The following is a 3468-nucleotide window of genomic DNA, read 5'->3' as shown; positions in this document are numbered from 1 at the left end:
TGATGGCCTTTTTGCGTTGAAGGACGAATCAAAAATTCGGTGCCATCTCTTAACATCAGTGGAGTATAGACCATGTTTGCGGCAATACTCGCCTAGCTCCTGCTCATTCATGGTATAGGTTTCTATCAATGCGGGCCTTATCTTCTTTACGCCACTTGTCTTCATTAGAGGGACTGCTATTGGAAATCAACTGTCCTTCGTTCCGAGCCTTAGAAATCCAAGTGTAAATAGTGCTTCCGGGGATGCCCGTCTCTGCGTGTATTTCATTTACTGTTTTATTTACTGGTGGCTTCAATTGCCTCAAGATGCTATCCTTGAAATCTCTTGAATATCTTTTTCTTGTATAATAGTGTACCACCTACACGACAACTATGCTAACATACAGGGGGACTCCAAAGTTATGTAGTCTCTGTGCCATTTCAACGGGGGGAAGTCCGAAAGGGCTTACGCAGGTCATCATGGTGATAGACTTGATTGGCATCTTGATCGGTCCTGTCAATTCCCAAGGAAGGAATCGCGGGTCGCAGCTGCCTAGCAACCAAGTCCTCCAAGACTACGAAGCATATAGGTGTTCACGTAAGAGATCGTAAATTTCTTGCAGAGGTTAGGAGTCTTTACCTGCCTCTCAATCTTCGAATCAGGTTTCACGAGTAACCACAACACATCCTTTCACCCTAGCATAGGCCACCAACCAACTATCTGCGCCTTCTAGAAAACTGTGTTTAGCCGCATCGGTGTACTGTTGTAGTGGTTTCCATACTCTTACACTCGGTTTAGTTTATTATTTTGTTATCATGTTTCGGTCACTTTATTTTGTTAAGATGGCAGATAGTGGGGCAGAATAATGTAAAGATGATGGAATCGAATTAGGTTGGCATCGGGCACGTGGAGGGAGGCGAATCGAGTAGGGTGCCGCTAGGTGATCTTTCCTAGCGGCGGCCCTTTCAAAGAACCGTGCGTACGGACCCGTACACGGCTCCTAGCAAGCTTCAGTCGTTGGATAATCCAACCTCGTATCCTGGAGGTTTACTAGACCGATCTCATCAAACCAACTGTCTGGCAATGCCATTGAAAGCAAGGGACTTGCAGAGTTTCTCCATTTCCGCGTGGAGAGTTCCTTGAACTCCCCTTTGTACCCTCGCCTACGTAGTTCTTTATGGAGGGCTTTCCAGCTCTATTGGAGAACCCTAGCTCGGTGGAACAGAAATACGAACCCAAACGCTTTGGCACAAGCCCATTTTGGTGGCCGATACAGTAATAGTAGATCTCATGTGTTTGGGTAGGGTTTACTTTGCCTAGGGTAATTGGACATAACATCAACGATCTTGCGTATATTGATGCAAATTATACTCCGGTTACTATAGGCCTAGAGTTTCCATGGTCCCTTCTAAATGTATTACTACCCTAAACCCGGACCTCCTTGTGAGCAACAGCCGATACTTTCATGGATTAGGTTGCCACAAACACAAAAAACAACTGCCGCCCGAATCTTGTTATGAACCTTGGTACCACCCCGTTGAGAGGAAACAGAACGCTATTGTCGATCTTTACCGGGCTTTCTATTCCGCAAGCTTACCAAAACTACCATGACTATCAGGAAACCCTTGCACGTCAGTCAATGACTATAGGGTTAGCTCTCTTCATTGTGGAGTCTTGGGGAATACCGAAAGCAGAATAAAATAATTGAGTTGGACCTTGACTTTCTCAAACTAATGATTAATAATATTAATGCGGGCCGACAGGATACGAATGATTATTAGCGGAATGGAGGTATACATAGTGAAGAAACCACTTTTGGGTAGCTGTCCTGTATGCCACTCCGAACTTGTAGTTGCCCGGTTAGAGTGCAAGAAGTGTAACACCTACATAGGAGGACAATTTGAAGTCTGTCCCTTGTGTAGATTAGAACAGTCTGATCGAGATTTTGTGCTTACCTTTATCAAATGCCGAGGTAGTATCAAGGATGTAGAAAAGGAACTGGGTATATCCTATCCGACGGTGAAAAATCGCCTAAATGCGGTCATTGAGGCCTTGGGTTTTGCTGTGGAAGACGAAAACAGGGTCGATCGTATGGGCGTATTAGAGGAAATTGAAAAAGGTACCATCAGTGCCAAAGACGGAATCGAAATGCTAAGAAAAGGAGACTACAAAGATGACCGGTGAAGAGAGAAGGAAGATCCTGGAAATGTGCGCCAACGGAACGATTACAGCTGATGAAGCCGATAAGTTGCTGGGAACCGTGGAGGAAGGGGATAACTCGCCAGCGATATTCAGGAGTAGTAGATCAAAACGTTTCCTTCGCATTGAGATTCAGGAGGCGGATTCAAATGAGCGGGTAGAAGTAAACGTTCCTCTGGCGCTGTGCAAAATGGCGATGTCTTTTATGCCACAACGGACAAAAGAGGAACTGGATAGCCAAGGAATTGATCTAGATGAAATATTTCAGATGATCTATGAAGGAGCCGAAGGCGAGTTAGTCAACATCGATACCGAAGATGGTGAGTCAGTAAGGATTTACCTTGATTAGCTGGAGGCGAAGCAGGTGACTCGACGCAACTTCCTCCTGTTAGTTAGGGTCAAAGATCAGAGCGAAAAGAGGGCAATGACGATTCCGGTACCGTTGTTTTTGGTTAGTATAGCCATCGGTGTCCTATGGATTGTGGTTCATCTGAAAACAGGCCCGGGTAGACTGGAGCAGAAGGGGTCGTCCAATTTGCCGGCTGAGACCGAACTCGGCGAAGAGACTACTGCTGTCTGTGTTAACGAGAAGGAAGGCCCTTCGACATGCAACCCATCAATGGAAAGACTCCTGACTAGACAAGGCGTTGTAGCATTGAAAGACATCTATAAGGTTATCCGTACCGCAGGACCGTTTGAGCTTGTTAACATCAAAGACGAAGAAGGCAGAGTGGTAAACATTCGTTTTGCCTGAGCTCACTTTACCCAGGAGACTGGAGTTGGTTCTTGCTAAAAGAAAGAACCAACTCCAGTTTTCCTGTGATCAGTCGTCCAATGGGATGGGTTATTTCTGGATCTTGTTGGCTGTCTACGAATCGCCCGGACTGTTTCGCATCGTAACCCAGTCTACTCGACCCACCGATACCAAGAAACGGAGATGTTCGTCTGATCGAGGATAAACAGACGTTGCCCGTCCTTTGTGATCGCGATCCCACTGCCATCGGTTTTGAGCCCTAAGTCTCCTTTGGTGTATGTACCGATCACCTCGCCGGTAGGTGCAATCATCGTTAAAACCGGTTCAACGGAATAGTTGATGGAATAGATCTGTCCTTTACCATCAACCGCCAAATGGTACGGCGCCGCAATACCGGAGGCGACCAACTCCTTGAGCTATTTGCGATGTTTGGAAGTAGGCATTGTAACGGGATTTGCTCTTGGGGCAAAAATGTGTTTACCCCAAGACGATCCCATGAATACGGCATTTTCGCATAGCAGAAAAATATGATCAGC

The 3468-nt window shown here is 46.1% G+C and carries 4 protein-coding genes; 3 read left to right on the top strand and 1 reads right to left on the bottom strand.

All coding sequences use genetic code 11. The annotated features are described in order from the left end of the window. Nucleotides 1–1779: 1779 nt before the first annotated feature. From M0Q40_12590 to M0Q40_12580, 3 genes are read left to right on the top strand one after another with little or no spacing between them, the layout of a single operon-like run. Nucleotides 1780–2163 carry a DUF2089 domain-containing protein gene (locus M0Q40_12590; GenBank protein ID MCK9223424.1) on the top strand — a complete coding sequence of 128 codons (384 nt, stop codon included), beginning with the start codon at nucleotides 1780–1782 and terminating at the stop codon, nucleotides 2161–2163. After that, on the top strand, nucleotides 2153–2527 hold the full coding sequence (locus M0Q40_12585) for a hypothetical protein (protein ID MCK9223423.1): 375 nt from the start codon (nucleotides 2153–2155) through the stop codon (nucleotides 2525–2527). The genes M0Q40_12590 and M0Q40_12585 overlap by 11 nt, the downstream gene beginning before the upstream one ends. A 15-nt stretch (nucleotides 2528–2542) precedes the next feature. Further along, nucleotides 2543–2932, top strand: coding sequence for a hypothetical protein (locus tag M0Q40_12580; protein ID MCK9223422.1), 390 nt, complete (start codon nucleotides 2543–2545; stop codon nucleotides 2930–2932). Nucleotides 2933–3084: 152 nt separating this feature from the next. Here the strand turns inward: M0Q40_12580 and M0Q40_12575 are convergent, their stop codons facing one another. Beyond that, nucleotides 3085–3306, bottom strand: a complete 222-nt coding sequence (locus M0Q40_12575) for a hypothetical protein (protein ID MCK9223421.1) — start codon at nucleotides 3304–3306, stop codon at nucleotides 3085–3087. Nucleotides 3307–3468 lie beyond the last annotated feature (162 nt).

This window comes from Limnochordia bacterium (assembly GCA_023230925.1).
In the GTDB taxonomy this organism is placed as follows: Bacteria; Bacillota; Limnochordia; order DUMW01; family DUMW01; genus JALNWK01.
This window is presented reverse-complemented; position numbering and strand designations above follow the sequence as displayed.